The organism is Pantoea sp. B_9, assembly GCF_008632015.1.
GTDB classification, from domain to species: domain Bacteria; phylum Pseudomonadota; class Gammaproteobacteria; order Enterobacterales; family Enterobacteriaceae; genus Pantoea; species Pantoea dispersa.
Genome location: NZ_VWVL01000011.1, coordinates 24,244 through 42,961, shown reverse-complemented (window position 1 = coordinate 42,961; position 18,718 = coordinate 24,244). Strand labels below are relative to the sequence as shown.

Annotated in this window: 25 protein-coding genes and 1 pseudogene; 23 read left to right on the top strand and 3 right to left on the bottom strand. The window is 56.4% G+C overall.

Features of this window, described 5'->3' with window-relative positions; translation table 11 throughout:
• Nucleotides 1–143 precede the first annotated feature (143 nt).
• A pseudogene (locus tag F3I21_RS22235) lies at nt 144–284 on the top strand (DNA polymerase III subunit theta); the annotation flags it as partial.
• Nucleotides 285–596: 312 nt separating this feature from the next.
• On the opposite strand, the gene F3I21_RS22230 reads toward F3I21_RS22235, so the two are convergent.
• The gene (locus tag F3I21_RS22230) at nt 597–2,465 is read right to left on the bottom strand and encodes a DUF262 domain-containing protein (RefSeq protein WP_223815729.1); all 1,869 of its coding nucleotides are present in this window, start codon (nt 2,463–2,465) and stop codon (nt 597–599) included.
• 741 nt (nt 2,466–3,206) lie between these two features.
• Here F3I21_RS22230 and F3I21_RS22225 point away from each other — a divergent pair.
• The 13 genes from F3I21_RS22225 (at nt 3,207) to F3I21_RS22155 (ending at nt 11,080) form a co-directional block, all read left to right on the top strand.
• Nucleotides 3,207–3,455 (top strand): hypothetical protein, encoded by a 249-nt coding sequence (locus F3I21_RS22225; RefSeq protein WP_127835297.1) that lies wholly within the window; start codon nt 3,207–3,209, stop codon nt 3,453–3,455.
• The gene (locus tag F3I21_RS22220; RefSeq protein ID WP_150059782.1) at nt 3,452–3,787 is read left to right on the top strand and encodes a hypothetical protein; all 336 of its coding nucleotides are present in this window, start codon (nt 3,452–3,454) and stop codon (nt 3,785–3,787) included. The genes F3I21_RS22225 and F3I21_RS22220 overlap by 4 nt, the downstream gene beginning before the upstream one ends.
• A 333-nt stretch (nt 3,788–4,120) precedes the next feature.
• Nucleotides 4,121–4,765 (top strand): DNA methyltransferase, encoded by a 645-nt coding sequence (locus F3I21_RS22215; protein WP_150059781.1) that lies wholly within the window; start codon nt 4,121–4,123, stop codon nt 4,763–4,765.
• Between the two features lie 17 nt (nt 4,766–4,782).
• Nucleotides 4,783–5,016 (top strand): hypothetical protein, encoded by a 234-nt coding sequence (locus F3I21_RS22210; protein WP_150059780.1) that lies wholly within the window; start codon nt 4,783–4,785, stop codon nt 5,014–5,016.
• A 444-nt stretch (nt 5,017–5,460) separates the two neighbouring features.
• Nucleotides 5,461–5,898, top strand: coding sequence for an antirestriction protein (locus F3I21_RS22205; protein ID WP_150059779.1), 438 nt, complete (start codon nt 5,461–5,463; stop codon nt 5,896–5,898).
• 47 nt (nt 5,899–5,945) lie between these two features.
• Nucleotides 5,946–6,287, top strand: coding sequence for a DUF1380 family protein (locus F3I21_RS22200; RefSeq protein ID WP_150059778.1), 342 nt, complete (start codon nt 5,946–5,948; stop codon nt 6,285–6,287).
• A gap of 971 nt (nt 6,288–7,258) precedes the next feature.
• The gene (locus F3I21_RS22190) at nt 7,259–7,480 is read left to right on the top strand and encodes a hypothetical protein (RefSeq protein WP_150059776.1); all 222 of its coding nucleotides are present in this window, start codon (nt 7,259–7,261) and stop codon (nt 7,478–7,480) included.
• 27 nt (nt 7,481–7,507) lie between these two features.
• Nucleotides 7,508–7,858, top strand: coding sequence for a hypothetical protein (locus F3I21_RS22185; protein ID WP_150059775.1), 351 nt, complete (start codon nt 7,508–7,510; stop codon nt 7,856–7,858).
• 83 nt (nt 7,859–7,941) lie between these two features.
• On the top strand, nt 7,942–8,091 hold the full coding sequence (locus F3I21_RS22180) for a succinate dehydrogenase flavoprotein subunit (RefSeq protein WP_088518130.1): 150 nt from the start codon (nt 7,942–7,944) through the stop codon (nt 8,089–8,091).
• Entirely contained in the window at nt 8,088–8,657 is a 570-nt protein-coding gene (locus F3I21_RS22175; protein WP_150059774.1) for a hypothetical protein, read from the top strand. Before F3I21_RS22180 ends, F3I21_RS22175 begins: the two co-directional genes overlap by 4 nt.
• A gap of 134 nt (nt 8,658–8,791) precedes the next feature.
• Entirely contained in the window at nt 8,792–9,253 is a 462-nt protein-coding gene (locus F3I21_RS22170) for a hypothetical protein (RefSeq protein ID WP_150059773.1), read from the top strand.
• Between the two features lie 628 nt (nt 9,254–9,881).
• On the top strand, nt 9,882–10,202 hold the full coding sequence (locus F3I21_RS22160) for a hypothetical protein (protein WP_150059772.1): 321 nt from the start codon (nt 9,882–9,884) through the stop codon (nt 10,200–10,202).
• Nucleotides 10,203–10,258: 56 nt separating this feature from the next.
• The gene (locus tag F3I21_RS22155) at nt 10,259–11,080 is read left to right on the top strand and encodes a DUF932 domain-containing protein (protein WP_150059771.1); all 822 of its coding nucleotides are present in this window, start codon (nt 10,259–10,261) and stop codon (nt 11,078–11,080) included.
• 22 nt (nt 11,081–11,102) lie between these two features.
• Here F3I21_RS22155 and F3I21_RS22150 read toward each other — a convergent pair whose 3' ends face one another.
• On the bottom strand, nt 11,103–11,636 hold the full coding sequence (locus tag F3I21_RS22150) for a lytic transglycosylase domain-containing protein (RefSeq protein WP_150059784.1): 534 nt from the start codon (nt 11,634–11,636) through the stop codon (nt 11,103–11,105).
• 615 nt (nt 11,637–12,251) lie between these two features.
• On the opposite strand from F3I21_RS22150, the gene F3I21_RS22145 reads away from it, so the two are divergent.
• Complete coding sequence (locus tag F3I21_RS22145; RefSeq protein WP_141496851.1) at nt 12,252–12,662, top strand: relaxosome protein TraM; 411 nt, start codon at nt 12,252–12,254, stop codon at nt 12,660–12,662.
• A 566-nt stretch (nt 12,663–13,228) separates the two neighbouring features.
• On the opposite strand, the gene F3I21_RS22140 is transcribed toward F3I21_RS22145, so the two are convergent.
• Entirely contained in the window at nt 13,229–13,834 is a 606-nt protein-coding gene (locus F3I21_RS22140; protein ID WP_141496852.1) for a hypothetical protein, read from the bottom strand.
• A gap of 210 nt (nt 13,835–14,044) precedes the next feature.
• Between F3I21_RS22140 and F3I21_RS22135 the strand changes: the two genes are divergently transcribed.
• The 8 genes from F3I21_RS22135 to F3I21_RS22100 are packed head-to-tail and all read left to right on the top strand — an operon-like array spanning nt 14,045 to nt 18,705.
• On the top strand, nt 14,045–14,449 hold the full coding sequence (locus F3I21_RS22135; RefSeq protein ID WP_150059770.1) for a type IV conjugative transfer system pilin TraA: 405 nt from the start codon (nt 14,045–14,047) through the stop codon (nt 14,447–14,449).
• Between the two features lie 6 nt (nt 14,450–14,455).
• On the top strand, nt 14,456–14,758 hold the full coding sequence (gene traL, locus F3I21_RS22130; RefSeq protein ID WP_127835212.1) for a type IV conjugative transfer system protein TraL: 303 nt from the start codon (nt 14,456–14,458) through the stop codon (nt 14,756–14,758).
• A gap of 44 nt (nt 14,759–14,802) precedes the next feature.
• The gene (locus tag F3I21_RS22125) at nt 14,803–15,402 is read left to right on the top strand and encodes a TraE/TraK family type IV conjugative transfer system protein (protein WP_141496854.1); all 600 of its coding nucleotides are present in this window, start codon (nt 14,803–14,805) and stop codon (nt 15,400–15,402) included.
• Between the two features lie 4 nt (nt 15,403–15,406).
• A complete protein-coding gene (gene traK / locus F3I21_RS22120) occupies nt 15,407–16,141 on the top strand; it encodes an F-type conjugal transfer protein TraK (RefSeq protein WP_150059769.1) in 735 nt (244 codons plus the stop codon).
• Nucleotides 16,138–17,517: an F-type conjugal transfer pilus assembly protein TraB gene (gene traB, locus F3I21_RS22115; protein ID WP_150059768.1), complete on the top strand. Its 1,380-nt coding sequence runs from the start codon at nt 16,138–16,140 to the stop codon at nt 17,515–17,517. Before traK ends, traB begins: the two co-directional genes overlap by 4 nt.
• Nucleotides 17,518–17,529: 12 nt before the next feature.
• A complete protein-coding gene (rfaH, locus tag F3I21_RS22110) occupies nt 17,530–18,042 on the top strand; it encodes a transcription/translation regulatory transformer protein RfaH (RefSeq protein ID WP_150059767.1) in 513 nt (170 codons plus the stop codon).
• Nucleotides 18,039–18,533, top strand: a complete 495-nt coding sequence (locus tag F3I21_RS22105; RefSeq protein WP_150059766.1) for a hypothetical protein — start codon at nt 18,039–18,041, stop codon at nt 18,531–18,533. The genes rfaH and F3I21_RS22105 overlap by 4 nt, the downstream gene beginning before the upstream one ends.
• A complete protein-coding gene (locus F3I21_RS22100; protein WP_150059765.1) occupies nt 18,526–18,705 on the top strand; it encodes a hypothetical protein in 180 nt (59 codons plus the stop codon). The genes F3I21_RS22105 and F3I21_RS22100 overlap by 8 nt, the downstream gene beginning before the upstream one ends.
• The last annotated feature ends 13 nt before the right edge of the window (nt 18,706–18,718 follow it).

Here is an 18,718-nt window from a genome sequence, read left to right as displayed (position 1 = left end):
TCAGCATCCCGGGTCAGTTCTTCCGGGCCAATACCCAGAGCGTCAAAGTAGTCATCTCTGCTGCTGTACTGCGCAAATCGTCCACACATAAGCCCCTCCTGCTATTCAGCATAGGCGGTATACTTTTGTCCGGAGGGATTATCATGTCACATAACCCTGCCGCCCGGCCCCGGGAAGAGCGCGATCGGATCAGCGTGGATTTAGCCGCGGCCGGTGTCGCGTACAAAGAACGCCTGAATCTGCCGGTGAACCCGGCAGAGGTAGAGCGTCAGCAGTCAGAAGCGTAGCGCGAGTATTACAGAGAGCGACTGGCTTTCTCTGATGATATCAACGTCCGTTTCTGGCACAAAGTGGACCGTACTCAGGCGAATTTCCGCTTTGAGCGAAAAGCGGACATCAGCATATTTGTGGAAATGGCAAATCTTAGTTGCCATTTCCAGTGGTTGGCGGTTGGTCAGAATGGCGACAGTACTCAAAGATAAACACAATATTTATTTGATTTCCAAGTGTTTAGTCTTAATCTTGTATAAAAGACCCGATTAATCAGGCCTTTTGTTATATATAACATTAATCACATTGCATAATAAAAAATACATTTATCTGAAGCGCTCAAATAATGATCCCAGTTTATCAGCAGGTATGTCTTTGACCTGTGCACCTTGACGTTCTACCCAATTTCCGTTCCAATGAGATGGAGAGTCCTGACCTTCAACCTCGAAAACAAAAACCGTCTTATCATAATAACGTACACATTTTAGATGGTTATAAACGTAAGATCTTAATGGTTCTGAAAGCCCTGAGCGTCCCACTCTATCAGAGATATCTTGGAACATTTGATCTAGACTTTTACCAGCGAAATTAGCTTCATGATCGACCCCAGTTATGTGGAAGCCATTATAGGATAGAGCTTTGCTTTCGAAAACTTCAAATACTCTAGCTGCTGTCTTTGCCGTTTCAGCTACACCTACTAGCACATAGCCTTTATGTCCTTTGCCTATGTTAGCGATAGCAGCACAAGTTTCCATTATTTTATCGAATGAATTTTCATCGAAAGAAGGTTTAGGATCTAAAGTATAGAAGCCTTGTTTGAAATCGTAGGCAGCTTGTTCTGTAATTGAGTTCGTAAGCAAATTTTGGAGTTTAGTTATCCAATGAACTTTCGCTGGATCTGGATTAAGATCGTTCTCAAAAAATCCTTGCATCCAACCAATAATAGAATCAATCATTCTGCTTCGATTATCAGCACCCCATCGGCCACCATCTTGAACCTGAATGTTCTTTCCACAATCCCTTAACCGTGCAATAAGCCCTGCACTATCAGAAATAACCATGCTTTTTTTAATTATCAAATCATGAAGGGCGAGGAAAATCACTTGGAAATAACGAGGCACTGGATTACCACCATTTCCAGTGGGGAAAATTAATCCAGAGAAATTAGTCTGAGCCTGATTTAGAAGTAAAATCAACGCGTCATGCACTCGTTGATAATCAAGATCAACAAGTTCTACACTCCTCCTTTTGACTGCTTGATCGATTGCTTCAAATCTTGCCTTGCTAGTCATCGTTTCAGGATATGTTGCCCCAAAATAATCATCCAAAAGTTCAGTACGCGATGCAACCGGTCTGTCTGAAACCATATAGGCCACTATGTCCGCCACCAACTCTTCATCACGACTTTGACGCAGCTGTTCCTTCGTCAAAATTCCGTGAGCAATCCAAAAAACAGTTTCTGCATTTATACCATAATGCAGTTCCCTATTAGTGATACTGATTTTTTGCATTTCACTTAATAATAAGAGATCTGTGTTCGATGTATCACCACGAACTCTTGCAGATATTTTTCGAACACAATCAGCGAAAGCATAAGTTGCTCCAGCTGCTCGCAACTCTTGTCGTGACAATTGACGTCCACCTGAATTGATGCGGCGGAATACTTCTTCCACTGACTCTCTTTCAGCAGCTTCATAAATTGAAAGAGGTACAGGATACGATGCAATTGCAAGGCACTTCGTTCGATCGAGCACTGGCTTCTTCTGTTCAAGTACTCCACGATCTAATAAGTCTTTTGTAGTCGCAAAAGTATTAAGATCAAAATAATTACCATCGAATGAGAAATCGTTCGTGATGAAAGACATGACAGCATTCATACGTTGCATACCATCAATAATCTCTAGAGTACCGTCGTTTCGCCCAAGAGGCTCTGCTAATAATATTATAGGTATAGGGAACCCTTTTATTATTGAATCGATAAAACTCTGTTTTTCTTCAATAGTCCAAATCAGCTTACGCTGATACTGACGGTTAACTACATATTTTTTATCTTGATAGTTGATGAAAACTCGCTCAACTTGTTCGCCACGTACTATCAATTCCTGCTGTAACATTGCCATTTTATTGTTGTCCTGAGCTGTTGAAGTGATACCAAAGAATGAGGCAAAATTGCCTAAAGCATTTTTAAGTAACACTTTTTATTCAGTTGCTAAAAAGAATTTATCTTGTACCTCACAACACTCAACTTCTCAAGTTTTGCAATAATCTTGTTTGACCACTTTCATAGAGCCTCCACCTTTTCATTTTAAATCAAAGGTTTGCGCACTTAACTGAACCTGTTAACTTCAACCAGGATATTTAAACCTTCTTGATACTGTACATTAATGATAAATTTCAAACTGTCATCTTTCATAAATACTAGTCTTTTTAAGGATGCAAATCTCGTTAGCTATGCGGATTAACAGACTGAAGCAGCTCTAACTTAGAGTGCGTACATTCAAGAATCTCCGATGGCGACGGTAGAGGGCAACAACTTTGACAACTCACTCCCATCACCAACTGACTGGCTTGCTCAGCGTTGCTCGTACATAGAGATGTCAGCTTTGTACGCTTTTGGCACAAAGCAGCCCTTGATGAAGATACCTCGCCGCTGCTCTTTACCAGATATGGCAGCTTATCTCACAACTTGTACAGCATGAATTGCCTTTGTACCTCCCTCCTGATCGTCGGGCTGCGCCGTGACTTCACCTTAGCCGGGCCGCTTCGTCCGCAAGGCAGCTTCGCCTCATGACTCACCCGTTCCCCGCCGTTCGCGGGACATTCAGTCCGCTCCGCCGGCGCGTGCGGCTTCGTCCCTCGACCCTGCGTCCTCCGCAGTGGCCCGGCTGCCGTGACGTCACGGCGCTGATGCCGTGCAACCTGTAACCGGAGTAACCATGAATCACCCTCTCACCACTGGCCAGCTGGCCGAACAGCTGCAGCGTTTTGCACCAGACACACCCTGCGTAGTGCACCTGTGGGTAGCCGATGATTTCGAAGACGTGGCACCGGAGCTGACGTCCGATGAGGTGCTGGCCACGATCGCGCTGGCCGATGCCACGCTCGATGCGGATATCAGTCTCAGCTGGTACTTCCTGCGCCACTGCGCTGACACGGTTCTGGCAAAACGGGAGGAAAAAGAGTGAACACCTGGCTGGCTTCCTTTCAGGCAGAGTGGCAGGGCGCATGCTCAGAGGAGCATATGCTCATCCTGTCCCCGGATGAGCAGCTGGCAGAGGCGGGCTGCATGCTCATGGGCCGTACGTGGTGGAAGGGCGAACCCCGTGAGAGTGAAGGCTGTTACTGGCGCTTTGACGGCAATGACGTCTGGCTGAAGTCCCTCGTGCAACTTGATGCGCAGCAGGCAGCGACACTTTCCGGCCTCCATTTTCTGGATGAGTGGCAAGTAACCGGTACGCTTATGGCACCCGTGGTGAGCGACCGGTGCGGTTGCCACTGGCCTGATTTCCGGGGCTGAAAACGACTAGTGAGGCGGCCGCCCGGCGGGCGGCGCTTTTCACGGGAAAGATAATGATGATGTCGCTTCGCTCCACGCTTATGCCGTCTCCCGTCCTGCGGCCGGTAAACGGCGGGCATAAAGTGCCGTGCCCTCACGGTAGCCGGGCGGCCTCGCAAACAAGGGAAGCTGCGCCGACATCCTCACCCGTTCCCCGCCCTGCGCGGGACATTCAGTCCGCTCCGGCGGCGCGTGCGGCTTCCGGTGTCGCCCCTGTTTGCTCCGCTGGTCGCCCGTCTGTGTGGAGGTCACGGCACCACTACCGGTGCCCCCTTCATACACAGGAGCATCACTATGTCTCGATTTATGCACGGCGACAGCATACAGGTTATGGGCGGCTTTCCGGATAAAAGCATTGATTTCATCCTCACCGATCCGCCGTACCTCGTCGGTTTTAAAGACCGTTCCGGCCGGTCAATTGCCAACGACGTTAACAGCGAGTGGGTCCAGCCGGCGAGCAACGAAATGTTCCGGGTGCTCAAAGACAACAGCCTGGCGGTGAGCTTCTACGGCTGGAACCGGGTAGATATTTTTATGCAGGCGTGGAAGGCGGCGGGGTTCCGCGTGGTGGGCCATATCGTGTTCACCAAACCCTACGCCTCAAAGTCCGCGTTCGTAGGCTACCAGCACGAAAGCGCCTACGTGCTGGCCAAAGGGCGCCCTGCGCTGCCGGCGAAGCCACTGCCCGATGTGATGCCGTGGGAGTACACCGGCAACCGCTATCATCCGACCGAAAAGCCGGTCAGCGCCCTGCGGCCGCTGATTGAGACCTTCACGCAGCCCGGCGCCATTGTGCTGGACCCGTTTGCCGGCAGCGGTTCTACCTGCGTGGCCGCTCAGGCGTGCGGGCGACGCTGGATCGGTATCGAGCTGATGGAGCAGTACCACGCCGCCGGCCTGCGCCGTCTGTATACCCACCGCGACGCCCGCGCGGCCTGATAACCGGAGAAATGACGATGAACGATCACACAATGCACCCTGACAGCGATACCCTGGCGGCCGACGTCGCCGACCTGGAAGAATCGCTGTATGAATTTCACCTGCGACTGCGCGACATGATTGCGCGCCACCTCTGGCACGGCGCCAGCCGGGAGCAGCGCATGACGGGCCTGCTGATTGAGGGGATCGACAGCGACCTGGTTGAACTCTATCGGCGCGCGGCCGTGATACAGAAACACCTGAGGGCGTGACTGATTAAAAATCGAACACTCCTCTGCATCCCTGCCGGCGTACGGCAGGGGCAGCTTTATCCACAGGGTTCCGGGGCGAATATGCACCCCTGATGTGGACAAGGGGATAAGGACGTTGCTGCGCGCCGCTTTTATGCCGCCTGCGGCGGAGGAATAAAAACCGTGCGGTCTGCGGCCGGTGCCGTGACTTCACTTTAGCCCGGCCGCTGCGTGTTCAAGAGATCGCTTCGCTCACCGTCCTCACCCGTTCGCACTCGCCTCTGCGGGCTTACTCCCGTCGCGCCTCCGCTCATGCTTCGCGTCACCGCCGTGCGTAATCCCGCCTCGCGCTCGCTTGCGCTGCGGCTTCCGGCGGTGCTCATGAACACTCCGCTTTTCGCCGGGCTGTCATTCAGTCACGGCACAGGCCGGAACGGTTTACCACCCTGACTGCGGAGATTTCTGATGAATACTGCCACCCCTGCTTTTGAGTCCGCGCGCGTCCTTGACGGCTATACGCGCCTGCGTTTTCTGCCGGCGATTTTTGGCGACGATTTCATACGCGCCGAAAACAACGTGTACCTGTACGCCGATCGTTTCCTGTCGGATTACGACGGCGGCGTATGGGATTTTGCACTGCTGCCGTCCGGCGGTGGCTTCATGAAGCCCGCAGCGGAGGAAACCTTGCGTTTTGTTAACCCGGCAAATCACAGCGATGTGCGCCTGAGCAGCGAGGCGGCGGGCATCGTGATCACTTCACTGGTGCTCAATCACCGTAGCTGGATGTATGACCGTCACGACGAGGGCGAGCTGTGCGCGCTTTACTGCCGCCGTCACCGCCAGCTGACTGACTATGCCTTCACTCATCCCGAAGCCCGCACCATTTTTGCCGCGCTGGACTGATTAACCCACGGGGCGCCAAAGAGCGCCCCGTTAACAGGAGAAAAAACATGATGTACGGGAACGTTAAAGAGGTGTGTGCCCACCTGATCGAATCATTTGGTGAGGACAACCAGGTTGCGGTACTGGTCTGGACGCAGGAAGACGTGCTGGACAGCGCGGAATGCATGGACATAACAGAGAAAGAGGCGGGCAAGGTGCTGGAGTTTATTGCAGAAGCTGGCGACCACCGCCGTTATGGCATCGGTCGGGATGAAGTGCGGGACATGCTGACAAACCTGCGCGAAGAGGAAGCGCAGGCGCGGGAAGTTACCGTATCCGCTACCGCGCTGGCACAGGTGCTGCGCGTGGCGGGCGATTATATGCGGATTGAGAATGTGCAGGGCGGGTAGGGAACAGCAAAACGCCTCTGGCCACAGGAAAATGAGGCCATCAGAACAGTTATGGCCGCACTGGAAAAATAAGCCGGGGCAGGGCAGGGAGGCCCGCCGCCCCTTTCCGGCCGCGAAAACACCCTGCCGCCTCCGGCGGCCTGCGGGAGACCCGCGCCTGCCGGCGCGGTTTTCCGCACCCACTGGTCAGTCTGTCACACAGCGCTGATGATGCAGTTAAGCCGGTTTTTATGCAGAGAACCGGGTTTTTGAGTCGCGTTTTTGACAAATCTGATGCCGTTTTCATTTTTTTATTCACTCAGAGAGTAAACCAGAAAGCCCGACTTCGGGCCCCCTCCGGCTCCCCGGCAAGCCGGGTCGTCGAGCCCTACGTCGCTAAGCGGCAAGCCGCCAAGCGCCGCCGAACCCCTGCGGGTTTCGTCCGCAAGCGGTTTCGGTCTGATGTCCAGGTTCAACGGCTGCAACCGGCTGTCGCCGGTGCGCTCACCGGGCGCGCTGCGCCCTTTAATGCCGCCACGCCGTTCCGTCGTGTCGGGTGTGTTCATGCCCGTTTTCGCGCGCGGCGGGCCTGTTCCGGTCAGCCCAGGCGCGGAGGGCTGGTCGTAGCACCGTCATTCGTCAGCTGCAAGGGTGAAATGCACGCCTGCGGCGCCCTTGCACCCGCCGCCTGCCGTTGCTCCTTTGCCCTTCGCCGCGACTGGATCGACCGNCTCACCGGGCGCGCTGCGCCCTTTAATGCCGCCACGCCGTTCCGTCGTGTCGGGTGTGTTCATGCCCGTTTTCGCGCGCGGCGGGCCTGTTCCGGTCAGCCCAGGCGCGGAGGGCTGGTCGTAGCACCGTCATTCGTCAGCTGCAAGGGTGAAATGCACGCCTGCGGCGCCCTTGCACCCGCCGCCTGCCGTTGCTCCTTTGCCCTTCGCCGCGACTGGATCGACCGAAACATGACAACCCACCTGAGCAGGAGAAATGCCATGAACACACACAACGTCAACGTCAAAACCGCCACGCCAGAATCTCCCAAAACATGGATGAACGGCCTTCAACAGCGTTTTTCCGCTGCGCGTGACAGAGCCGATCAGGACGTGGCTGAAGCAATTCAGGCCCATGCGCATTACGGGATCACGTTCCGTAAGCAGGACTCAGCCGTCTGCTGGCTGAAGGGAATGGTTCGCGGCTGGATGGACGCACGCTGAATGCTGACCACTGAAAGGAGAAACACGATGAAAAAGCCATATACCAGCGGCGCACAGGCAGAAATCCCGGGCCTGACGCCGGGCCTGGCAGAAAGCCTGGCGACCCTGACGGAGCTGGGAAAGCACCGCCTCAGCGCCCGCGAGGAGCACGAGCACCTGCGGCTCACGCTGCACGATATGGCGCAGCAGGTTGCCGATACCGTGCAGGACAGCGCACTGCCGCTGTCCTCGTTTCGCGCGTGGATTGTGGCGAGCCATATCGTGCACGCGCAGTTTGGCAGCCGGGGCGAGGTGATCTGGGGGCGGGCGAGCGGCGCACTGGCGGCCCGCCTGACGGATATCAGCCTCCGCATGGAGCCCGACGACACACAGACGTAAAAAAGGCAGGGTTGCCCCTGCCTTCTCAACGGTCGCCAGACGCAACTGGCGACCTCATCAAAACCCTGACTCAGGAGAGTTATATGAATTTTGACCCGCAAATCGTCGCACAGGCGCAGGCGTTTGTAAAAGGCTTTAACAGCGGTCGCGGCGTGCGCGTACCGAAAATGACGTTCAGCAGCTGGCCGCACTTCATGCGCGCCGTGCGTCAGCAGCTGGAGGTACAGTCATGAGCGTACAAAACACCCTTTCCCCGGACGCGGCGCAGCAAAAGGTGACGCAGGCCGACATCACGCGCGCGCTGGGCGAATTCTGCTTTATCCGCCTGGACAACGGCGACGAAGCCTTTTATTACAACGGATACTGGCTCACCGGTGCGGATGGCGAGAGTAACGAACCGTCGGTGCTGGGGCTCGCACAGCGCACCGCCCGGGCGGGTAACAAGCATCTGCGCTGCGTCGAGCTGCCGGTGCCGGAGGGCAAAGAGTGGTGCTGGGATGATGTGGTCACAGAGCTGGCGCGCTGCGCCGTCACACGCGAGCTGCGCGGCGAGCTGATTGTGACCGGCAGCGAAACCCGATACGGGCGGGGTATCCACATCTGCAACGATCCGCTGCTGAGCGGCATCAACAGCAACCTGTGGTTCCCGCTTAATCCGGCGGAGGACTGGTTCGCGGGTATCGAGCGCGTGCTGATGATGAACGGCGTGGCGGAGAACGTGGTGCGAACTGAATCGCTGCGCGACTGCGCGGCGTACCATGACTGGAAGGTGGTCTATAACCGGAAGGTCACAGACTAGAACGAAAAAAGGCAGGGGAGGAGACCCCCTGCCTCCTTTCGCCGCCGGCTACGTCGGTGCCGGGCGGTTTTACAGCTGACTTTGGGGAAACTTCCGGTGTTCCCGATGAAAACTATAGCACCGGCCATCTTTAAGTGGCAAAACACCTGCAGAACATTTTAATTTCAATGCTGCCTGAACGCGCGGCGCGCGAGGAGACAATGATGAGTTTTTTAATGCTGGGTTCCCTGCTGAGCCTGAGTTATGCGCTGGCCTTCCGGTTCGTGGTGCCGGTCGAGACAGGCAGCCTGGCATACTGGTGCGGCTACGCGATGTGCTTCGTGCTGGCGCGCCTGCTGGCATCAAAGCACCCGCAGCCCGCGGGTGACCGGGCATTGTTTAAACTCCTTGCGCTGACCGTTCCGGTGGGCGGCGTGTTTCTGTGCGTCTGGGGCGCAATGAACCTGCTGGCTGACCCGGCGGCGGCCGGACCGGAAGGCGCGGTCATGCTGTACTCTGCATCCCACGGGCTGCTGCTGCCGCTTTTGTCCATGATAATGGGGGCGGCCATCGTGGCGGTTTCGCTGTACCGCATCAGGACGCGCGCGAAGGGATAAACCCCGCGGCTCTGCCGGTAAAAACCCGGTGCTGACGCACCGGCCTGCCTCCTTCGCGGGCACATATGCAGCCGTAATCTCCCGCCCCAGTCTGAACCGCTCCCTCTGCTGTCATTTTCCCTTTCATCGCTGGCCGGGTGTTGTCCGGCACTGAGCAGGATATAGATCGTCATAAACGCCCACGTCCTTGTGTTTCTTTTCTTCAGGCCGGAATGTCCTGTCCCGCGAGGTAAAAAGCTGTCGCACCGGGCGTCCGGGCGGCTGTCATGCTGCGCACAGAGCCGGCACGCCGTCTCTGCCCGGGCCCGTTCCGGGCCAGCGGGTTTCCATCCTGACGCAACCCCTGCAACCGGCTGTCGCCGGTGCGTTCACCGGGCGCGCTGCGCCCTTTAATGCCGCCACGCCGTTCCGTCGTGCCGGGTGTGTTCATGCCCGTTTTCGCGCGCGGCGGGCCTGTTCCGGTCAGTCCAGGCGCGGAGGGCTGGTCGTAGCACCGTCATTCGTCAGCTGCAAGGGTGAAATGCACGCCTGCGGCGCCCTTGCACCCGCCGCCTGCCGTTGCTCCTTTGCCCTTCGCCGCGACTGGATCGACCGAAACATGACAACCCACCTGAGCAGGAGAAATGCCATGAACACACACAACGTCAACGTCAAAACCGCCACGCCAGAATCTCCCAAAACATGGGCTGAAGGGCAGGATCAACATCCGCTCTCTGCGGCGCAGTTTGCGGACCTGTACCGCTGGATCCGTGCGAACGGGGAGTTTACCGGCGTGGCAGGCGTGCACAGTGCCTTACTGGCCGGGTTGACGCTGATTGAGGAGCCCACCCCGGAGCCGGAAGCCCTGAAAATTTACGTCCATGAAGGCTATCCCGTGGCGGTCCAGGAATACGACACCGGATTTGTGGTCGTTCGGGAGTATTACGCCGCCGCTGTGGCCGGGAACTGATCCCGGTCAGTAAACAGATTTATTTCACCCTCTTTCTCAATATAAGGAATCTGATTATGGTCCGTTTTGCTACCCGCTACGCTGCCCCGACCTCCGTACGTAAAAATCACCCGCTGAGCAATGACGAATTAATGCGCGTCGTGCCGAGCGCATTTTCCGAAGAGAAACATGACTCGCGCTCAGACCGTTATACCTATATTCCGACCGTTACACTGCTGGATAAACTGCGCGGGGAAGGCTTTCAGCCTTATTTTGCGAGCCAGTCCCGCGTGCGCGACCCGGAGCGCCGCGACTTTACCAAACACATGATCCGCCTGCGCCGGGGAAATAATAACGGCGGCGGGGAAGTGCCGGAAATTGTATTACTGAACAGCCACGACGGCTCCAGCAGTTATAAAATGATCCCCGGTATTTTCCGGCAGGTGTGCAGCAACGGCCTGGTATGCTGGAAATCATTCGGTGAAATCAGCGTGCCGCATAAAGGCGATATCGTGTCGCAGGTTATTGAGGGCGCTTATGAAGTACTGGGCGTATTCGACAAGGTCGAAAATAACATCGACATCATGAAAGGAATTCAGGTTAACAATGAAGAACGCCGCCTGCTGGGTCAGCTGGCGCTGGAATATAAGTATGACGGGAAAGAGCCGCCGGTAACAGCCGAGCGGATTATTCAGCCGCGCGCCTGGTATGACAAAGGCACCGACTTATGGACCGCGTTTAATATCGTGCAGGAAAACCTGATCAAGGGCGGCGTCACCGGCAGAACGGCGAAGGGAAAAAGAACCACCACGCGCCCGGTAACGGGTATTGATGGCGATATTAAGCTGAATCAGGCGCTGTGGAAAATGGCTGAAGAGTTCGCAAAACTGAAGTCGTAATGTTTAACCCCGGTTGCCGGGGTTATTGTGATGCGGTGCTGACGTCCGCGCTGAGAAAGGTTTCCGGCGCGGGCGTTTTTTTATTCTGTTGTGACATGGCGGCGTAAACTTCATCGCGGGCGATCAGCACGCGGTAAATACTTTTTATGATGGCCGCATATTCACGTCGCTGTTTTATCAGCTTCGGACTGGGGCCGGTGTTATACATCCCGACGCTGTCCCAGTTCCTGCCGTACTGCCTGAAGTTGCGCGCCTCGATCCACGCGCCGGTGTAAATGCAGATGCACGGATCCTTAAGCAACCTTTCCCGCGTAATATCAAATCTTTTCAGCTGATTAAAGTGAGAGCTGTTAATCTGCATATTACAGACGTCGTGCGTTCCGCCGCTGCTTTTCGTGTTCAGGGCGTTATTACGCATGCGCGACTCCTGTATTGAATGTGCCATCAGCAGGCGCGGATCAATGCCGAAATCCTGACCGGCTTTGGTGAAACACATTTCCGGCGCGGCCTGCACGCTGAATACAGCGGCAAGCCCGAAAGCTGCAAACCATTTCATTCTTATTGTCTCACGTACATGCGCATAAAGCGCCAGGCGGGTTCGTGTGAAAAATACGCGCTCAGATCGTCTGATGCAAGATAATTCGTTACAGACGCGCACGGTGCGCTGACGGGCAGGTGATGAACATCGTCAGGGATATAAAGAATTCAGGAAGATAGCGTTATTTAACAAGCCGCTCTTGAGATATATAATTCCATCACACCCCACGCAAGATTTTATCTTGCTGTTTTTGTGTTTTAATTCATTGTGTTATGAGGCCTTATTGATTATTTGCAAGGTGTATGTGCCTGTTTTGTCGTAGGAAACGACGACACAATGGTGTCGTAAGCTACGATAGTGTATCGTCGGTTCCTACTACCTGTTGTCGTAGGTTCCTGCGATACAGTATCGTAGAAATGTAGATGTGATTTTTAATCAGTGTATTGTATGTCGTACAGTGTCACACTCTACGACATGATGGTGTCGGTAACGACTACCTGTATAAATCAGAATTCCAGAGCAAAGTGCACACTCAGTGCTGGTATCGTCTGATAGTGCAGTTAAACCGGCCACAGCACGAAACGCTAAAGAAAATATGACGGTGGTTAATTAAGCCACTCAGGAGAAAAGATAATGGGCAGAATGGGCATTTACGTCAAAGATAAAATTGAGAAGGAAATCAGGGATATTTATCTTCTGGACATTCAGAACGGGGCCAGCCCGGCCGAAGTCAGCCTGTCATCAACGTGCAATGAATTATTACGGCTTGGTCTGATTATGCATAAAGCCAAAAACAAAGAGGACACCTTCAATCAGAAAGAATTTAACCGCGAACTCATCAGAAAAGTCAGCGGCAGCAAAGAAGGCATTATGATATTACTGACCATGATGACAGAACTGTATGTTAACGCAACAGGAGGAGGCGGAACCGAGCGCATAGACACGCTGCTGAGCCAGTACCTGGCCGAAATTGACAGTTCTGAAAGCGATGCCGATAACCGGCATTTTGTCCGGCATGAAGAGAACGGTCATGCTGACGCCTGACATCGTTATGCGTAACAGTCTTAAAACTTATTGATAAACGGCAAGGGTCAGGAAGAAGTATTAAATCGTTTAGGTTTCCCCTCAGAATGGCTGCTGAGCGTAGCGGGGGGAGAAAAAACAAATGTATCCTTATCCCCCTGCGCGCGCTCCGGGCATCCCGTTTTAATCCGGGTGGCAGTCAGCACCCGGTATGGCATACAGAGAGCGCCTGAAGAATGGGTGAAATCACCTGCCACGGAATAAGATTGTGTGTTTCAGATGTGGTCAGGATGTGAACTCTATTTATTAATGATGCAGGGGATAGCATCATTCAGTTACCTTCATTCAGACGAAGATAAATGCCCGGCATGTATTTACCATCAGTAGGAATTAAGCAGTTTCATAAATGCGCTGATAAATAATAGCGCTGAATTCCTTTTAACTGGCCATAACCACTGGCCGGGTGCCGTCTGTTTTAATGAAGCGGCTGGCGGCACCCTTCCGGTTGGTAAGAAGTGAAAATAATTAAGCGATTTTAAAATTAAAAATATTTCATTTAAGGCTGTTGTGGCTCGCCGGTTTTCCCGTTACGACCCAGCCTCTTTTCCCGCTATCGGATTCTCCGCCACCACGACTTTTTCCAGAATGAACTCGTCAAATAAAATAGCCAGTTCGCGCAGCCGCCTTACCTCCTCATTCTCCGGCAACTGCTGCTCCGTTAAGTAATTGAGCGAATCCAGCAGGCGCACCTGTATTTCCATGTTCACGCTGCGGCGGTTAAACCGCGCGCTGATTTCCATGTCCCGGCGCAGATTCTCCGGAAAGCTGCTGCTGAAGGCCTTGCTTTTTCCCGGAGTGAACGTTTTTTTATCTGTATTTTTGTCTTCATCATTCCTGCATTTTTCCCGGATAATATCCAGACGGGACTGAATAAACTCATCGAACATCCTGGCCAGCGCAACCAGCCGCTGTCCCTCGTCGGTTTTAATCACGTGACGCCGCGGAGAAAACTGCATCGACGTAATTAACCGGCTGATGATTTCGTCGTTGGTGGTATACCGGCGGACGCGTGCCGCCACGCGTAATTCCATCAGCAGGTTCTCCGGTAACCACAGTTTCCTGTACTGCATTTCCCCGCGGGCATATTTCCGTGGTCGTCCGCGACCGTCGGCCATCTTTTCTTTTACTTTCATGCGTAATCACCTCCCTACGAGGCTCACCCTGGACAGGCAGCAAGCGTACGCCACGCCCTTTCAGGAATAATCCTAAAAAGGAGCGTGAGAGACTTTAAAAGTGTGACGTGCGTCACAGATTTTTTTTTTTTGAGAAAATGTACACTTACGGCGCGTTACGTCTGTTTACGCACACTGACATTTCTTTAACTCAAATCGAGGGTTTTATACATGAAAGTTGTCACTTCACACCCTGCACCGGTGCAGGGGTCTGCGGAAGCCTGCGCGACGCTAAGCGGGGCGGCGCCAGAGGGACTTATCGGCATCACCCGCCGCGCCTTTAGCCGGATGTCTGCATACGGTTATCGCCACCATGCGAACGTACTGCTGCTGGCGCTGGTCGTGCTGGCCCTCGCGCTGCCGCACCTGGTGCGCGCAGAGGACCTGCTGTCCGGCCAGAAGCAGGACGCCAAAGATACGTTTGGTCACGGCAGCACCGTTGAGTGGGGGCTGTACATGGCCGAAGTCGTCATTTCCATTATCACCTTCATCAAAACCCGTAACCCGGCGCTGTTCGTGGGCGGCCTGGCTTTTCTTGTTGTTGTTACCCGCACGCTCTTCTCCCTGGCCGGCTAATCCCGTATGGACAGGGAATCGCTTCAGTACCAGTTCCCGGAAACCCTCAATGAGCAGAAACGCCTTATCGGACTCCCCACAGAGGAGGCCGTGCTCATCCTTGCGTGCGCCGGCATCGGCCTGCTCTGCGACATGTTCATCATCATGCTCATTGTGGCCGCCGCGCTCTGGCTGCTGGTCCGCCACCTGAAGAAGGGGCAGGGCACCTGGTGGCTCATGAACCTTCTTTACTGGTACCTGCCCACCGCGCTGCTCCGGCTGCAGTTCCGCCGCGTGCCTGACTCGGGTAACCGGCACTGGATGCAGTAACCCGCGCGCCGCCTTCGGGTGGCGCTTTTTAAAAGGATAACGCTATGAAGTATCAGGTCCGGGAAGGGCGCAACCGGGTAATCATTCTGGCCCTGTGCGCGCTTTCGCTGCTCGTGTTTATTCTCGCCGCCAGCACCGTCGTCACCGGCGCGCTGGCGTGGCACTTTGCGAAAACGCAGAGGACCATCACTACCCCAATGATGTTTGACCGCCCGTTCACCTCCGGTTCCGCCTCCGGAGACGCGGCCTTAAACGGCATGCTGGTGCGCTCTTTCATTAACCTGCGCCTGTCCGTCACGCCGGAAACTGTGGACAGCCAGCACGCCGCCCTGCTGCGCTTCGTTCCCGCTGAATACCGTGACGACCTGAAAAAGCAGCTCGCCGCCGAAGCTGAGTACATCAAAAAGAACGGCGTCTCCTCCGTGTTCCGCATCGATGACGAAATGACCGACACCACCACCGGCGATGTCATTGCGCAGGGCACGCTGAGCGCCAGCACCACCAACGGCAACCTGAAGATATCACTTCCGGATTCGCATAAAGCCTACCGGCTCAGCGTGCACTACGTGGACGGCCTTATCCGCCTGACGGCCTTCCCCGAGGTGCCCTGGACCCAACCTGAACGCCGCCCGCAACAGGACTGACCCCATGAAAATGACCCTTTCCGCCATCGCCGTGGCCGGCGCGCTGGCGCTGCTGCCCGCCGCACAGGCCGCGGTGCCCGGCCCGGCCGGAACCATGTTTGAGAACAACGCGCACCTGAAGGCGCAGATGAGCAATACCAGCCCCAACAAAATCATCATCGACGGCGAGCTCATCACCGCCGTGACTGGTCCGGATAACGCCTACACGAAGGCCACCACCGCCGACGGCGCGCTGCTTATCACGCCGCTGACCGGGCAGGACTTCACCCTGTTCCTGGAAACCGCCGGGGGCGTCGGCGTCTCGATTGACGTCTCACCGAAACCCGGCAACGGCCGCACGCTGCACCTGATTCCGGCGGACGTGCCGCTGAAGCCCAACCCGGACGCGAAGGTGTGGGAGGAAAGCCAGCCCTTCCAGAAAACGCTGTTGAGCGTTGCCCGCAGCATCGTAAACGGCGACGTGCCGGAGAACTACACCGAGGTGAAAGCCTCTCGCGGCCCGGCGTATAACCCGCCCGCGGGCGTGCAGCTGACGCCGGAGCGCCAGCTGGCCGGCTCGCACCTGCGCGTCATGCGCTACCGCATGAAAAACACCGGCTACGTGACGCGGGCGCTCAGCGAAAAGCAGTTCTGGCAGAAGGGCGTGCGTGCGGTGATGCTTTCAACCCGCACGCTTTATGCAAACGGCGAGGGCTTCGTGTGGGTGATTTTCTCCACTGACGCGGAGGGCGGCTCATGAGCAACATCAATACCGCCACGCGCCGCCGACAGTGGGTGATTGCCGGCGTCTCCGCCGCGGTCATGCTGGCGGTAGGCGGCGGAATCTGGGCGTACTCGCACCATCAGGCGGAGCTGAACAAGCCCGCACCGAAGGCCGCGCCGAACCTGACCGGCGGCCTGATAAACACCTCCTTTACCGATGGCGTGGCCACTGCGGCGCTGCAGCAGCAGCAGAACAAGACTGCGGGGCTTGAGCGCGACCTCGGCACGCTGACCAGCACGCTTAAAAGCCAGAACGACGAGCTCAAAAAGCAGCTCAGCACAATGGCCGACGCCATCACGCAGCTGCAGACGCAGCAGGCGCAGGGGAGTAAGGCGCCTGCCGCCCCGCAGCCAGCCAGCACTTCACCGGCGAATGGCCCCGTCCCGGCCGGGCAGTCCGGTCCGGCGCAGTGGAGCATCAGCAATCCCGGCGGCGGACCGGCTGCCGGGCAGGGCAGTCAGTTCTATCCCGCGCAGGGGCAGGGGTTCTACCCTGGCGCCGGCACGGTGCGCCCGGGCGGTCTGAGCCGCGACACCTTCACTTACGCCGCGCTCACCGACAAAAAGACGAAGCTGCCCTGGATCCCCTCCGGCTCCTTCTCTGAGGCGGTGATGATTGAGGGCGCTGACGCCAACGCCAGTGTGACCGGTCAGCAGAACACCTCGCCGGTGGTCATTACCCTGCTTGGTGACGTCTCCATGCCCAACGGCAAGACCTGGAACATGGACCAGTGCCGCGTCACCGGGGAAATGTACGGCGACATCTCCAGCGAGCGCGGCGAAGTGCGCACCAAAAACATCAGCTGCATCCTGAAGAACGGCAAGCATATCGACATGCCGTTCGACGGTCACGTGTCCTTCCAGGGCAAGGTAGGCATCCGCGGCAAGCCGGTGATGCGTAACGGCGTAATCGTCGCTAACGCCTGGGGCGCCGGAATGTTGTCGGGCTTCGGTGAGGGCATCAAGTCCGCCGCCACGCCGACGGTAGGGCTCGGTGCAAGTGCCTCGGTCGGTGCCGGTGACATTTTTAAACAGGGCTTCGGCGGCGGCGCCAGCAAGGCGGCGGACACGCTGAGCCAGTACTGGATTAAGCGCGCCGAGCAGTACCACCCGGTGATTGATATCGGTGCCGGCAACGCCGTGACCGTGGTGTTCCAGAAGGGCTTCAGGCTGGAAACCATCGAAGACGCTGATGCCGAAAAAGCACAGAAAGAGGCACCGCAGCCGGTAGTGCAGCAGACCGCAGCGAACCAGCCGGTCAGCACCGGCGGCGGCAACAGCGCCCCGGTGTTAAACCCCGATGAAGTTCTTCGTCAGGCCAGCCAGCTGCGCCTCGGCGACACCATTAACTGACAGGAGTGAGCGATGGAAAACTGGTACGTAGCACAGACAAAGTGGGCGCAGGAGAAGTACGCCTGTCAACAGCTGCAGGGTCAGGGCGTCACCTGCCTGCTGCCGGTGTTTTCCCGCGTCCGGCTGCGCAACGGCAGGGTGCGCGGCGTGACGCCGCAGCCGCTCTTTCCGGGCTACCTTTTCGTGCGCTTCGATCCGGAGGTGGTGCACACCACCGCCATCAAGGGCACGCGGGGAATTTCCACGCTCATCAGCTTTGGCGGCCTGCCGGCGGTGGTGCCCGACCGCGTCATCGCGCAGCTGGAGGCCGGCTGGGAGGGCGTGCCGCTTACCACGGACGCGCCGGTGAACGGTGACCGCGTGATGATTGAGGACGGGGCATTCGAGGGGCTGGAGGCGGTGTGGTGTGAACCGGATGGTACAAAACGCGCCATTCTGCTCCTGACCCTGATGAACCGCCAGGTGCGCGTGCCGGTAGAAAGCCATATGCGCTTTCACATTACCTCGCGCGGGGAGGCGGCATGATCAGGACACGCTTATCCGATGAAAAACGCCGGCGCCGTCAGCTGGGAGAGATACGGGTCATGGTGGCCAGCTGGAAGCACGGCCATTTGCCTTATGCCGACACGCTGGTTGTCTGCATACTGTCATTGGCGGTACTGGCCGTGCTCTGGGGCGATTACTCTTATCATGGGCGGGTCTGGGCCGGCTGGCTGATGGTGCTGCCCGCAGTTGTTGTGGCTGCCGCCGTTGTCATGCGGCTGCGGGAGCCGCTTAACTGGCAGGACCTGATTGCCCGAAGGCTGGCGGTCTATCCCTATCGGGACGTCACGGCCTGGCGTGAACTGCAGCAGGTGGTGGTAGAGGCAGGATTTATTTCGGTCCCCATGCTTACCTGCTGGCTTGATAAAGAGATGCAGACCTTCACGACGCCCGCCCGGCGTCGGACCTTTGCTTTCACTGAGCGTGAACGGGATGAGCGCGGGGAATCTGACTGCAGGAGCCATCATGAATAAACGCACCCGCCGGGAGCAGCGTATCCGGCTCTGCGCGCTGCAGCTCCGCTACCGTAAAGCGTGGAAGACGCAGGCCAGCAGCTGCAGGCTCGCGGCGCTGCTCACCGAAATTGAGGTGATTCAGCACCGTCTGGCCGAAGACAGTACTCAGACGGAGGCCATATGCAGCTGAGCTTCCAGCGGCT

Coding starts and splice junctions, on each gene's coding strand:
- traL (WP_127835212.1), top strand. CDS start 14,456: ATGGACAGGGAATCGCTTCAGTACCAGTTCCCGGAAACCCTCAATGAG.
- F3I21_RS22225 (WP_127835297.1), top strand. CDS start 3,207: ATGAATCACCCTCTCACCACTGGCCAGCTGGCCGAACAGCTGCAGCGT.
- rfaH (WP_150059767.1), top strand. CDS start 17,530: ATGGAAAACTGGTACGTAGCACAGACAAAGTGGGCGCAGGAGAAGTAC.
- F3I21_RS22210 (WP_150059780.1), top strand. CDS start 4,783: ATGAACGATCACACAATGCACCCTGACAGCGATACCCTGGCGGCCGAC.
- traB (WP_150059768.1), top strand. CDS start 16,138: ATGAGCAACATCAATACCGCCACGCGCCGCCGACAGTGGGTGATTGCC.
- F3I21_RS22135 (WP_150059770.1), top strand. CDS start 14,045: ATGAAAGTTGTCACTTCACACCCTGCACCGGTGCAGGGGTCTGCGGAA.
- F3I21_RS22125 (WP_141496854.1), top strand. CDS start 14,803: ATGAAGTATCAGGTCCGGGAAGGGCGCAACCGGGTAATCATTCTGGCC.
- traK (WP_150059769.1), top strand. CDS start 15,407: ATGAAAATGACCCTTTCCGCCATCGCCGTGGCCGGCGCGCTGGCGCTG.
- F3I21_RS22150 (WP_150059784.1), bottom strand. CDS start 11,636: ATGAAATGGTTTGCAGCTTTCGGGCTTGCCGCTGTATTCAGCGTGCAG.
- F3I21_RS22160 (WP_150059772.1), top strand. CDS start 9,882: ATGAACACACACAACGTCAACGTCAAAACCGCCACGCCAGAATCTCCC.
- F3I21_RS22175 (WP_150059774.1), top strand. CDS start 8,088: ATGAGCGTACAAAACACCCTTTCCCCGGACGCGGCGCAGCAAAAGGTG.
- F3I21_RS22205 (WP_150059779.1), top strand. CDS start 5,461: ATGAATACTGCCACCCCTGCTTTTGAGTCCGCGCGCGTCCTTGACGGC.
- F3I21_RS22200 (WP_150059778.1), top strand. CDS start 5,946: ATGATGTACGGGAACGTTAAAGAGGTGTGTGCCCACCTGATCGAATCA.
- F3I21_RS22185 (WP_150059775.1), top strand. CDS start 7,508: ATGAAAAAGCCATATACCAGCGGCGCACAGGCAGAAATCCCGGGCCTG.
- F3I21_RS22105 (WP_150059766.1), top strand. CDS start 18,039: ATGATCAGGACACGCTTATCCGATGAAAAACGCCGGCGCCGTCAGCTG.
- F3I21_RS22215 (WP_150059781.1), top strand. CDS start 4,121: ATGTCTCGATTTATGCACGGCGACAGCATACAGGTTATGGGCGGCTTT.
- F3I21_RS22190 (WP_150059776.1), top strand. CDS start 7,259: ATGAACACACACAACGTCAACGTCAAAACCGCCACGCCAGAATCTCCC.
- F3I21_RS22100 (WP_150059765.1), top strand. CDS start 18,526: ATGAATAAACGCACCCGCCGGGAGCAGCGTATCCGGCTCTGCGCGCTG.
- F3I21_RS22180 (WP_088518130.1), top strand. CDS start 7,942: ATGAATTTTGACCCGCAAATCGTCGCACAGGCGCAGGCGTTTGTAAAA.
- F3I21_RS22145 (WP_141496851.1), top strand. CDS start 12,252: ATGGGCAGAATGGGCATTTACGTCAAAGATAAAATTGAGAAGGAAATC.
- F3I21_RS22155 (WP_150059771.1), top strand. CDS start 10,259: ATGGTCCGTTTTGCTACCCGCTACGCTGCCCCGACCTCCGTACGTAAA.
- F3I21_RS22140 (WP_141496852.1), bottom strand. CDS start 13,834: ATGAAAGTAAAAGAAAAGATGGCCGACGGTCGCGGACGACCACGGAAA.